This window comes from Pseudomonas sp. 2995-1 (genome assembly GCF_002742505.1).
Lineage (GTDB): Bacteria > Pseudomonadota > Gammaproteobacteria > Pseudomonadales > Pseudomonadaceae > Aquipseudomonas > Aquipseudomonas sivasensis.
Genome location: NZ_LJSA01000289.1, coordinates 1 through 310 on the forward strand (window position 1 = coordinate 1; position 310 = coordinate 310).

The 310-nt window shown below is 38.1% G+C and carries 1 protein-coding gene; it reads left to right on the forward strand.

Features of this window, described 5'->3' with window-relative positions; all coding sequences use genetic code 11:
* A partial coding sequence (locus AOA61_RS30835) for a GerAB/ArcD/ProY family transporter (protein ID WP_158234792.1) occupies window positions 1–310 on the forward strand: 310 nt, incomplete at both ends.

The following is a 310-nucleotide window of genomic DNA, read 5'->3' on the forward strand; positions in this document are numbered from 1 at the left end:
ATATTAGGTGTTTTCGCCATTGTTATTTTGAACATTTAATTCTTTTAGGTTCGTTATCCTATTTTGAACTGAGACATTTTTTTCCTGTTTGGAGAAATGGGTTTGTAAACGCGATTCTAGCAACAGAACACCATAATGCAGATTGGGCAATGGCGATCATGATGGTCGCTATGATTTTGCCGATGGTAAAGGGTCAGGAGAAATGGACGATTACTTCGATAAGAGCAACAATATATGGTGGGTTATTTATCGTTTTATGGCCAGTACTTAAAGTAGGGGTTTTGTCACCAGAGGTTGCTGGACAATACAT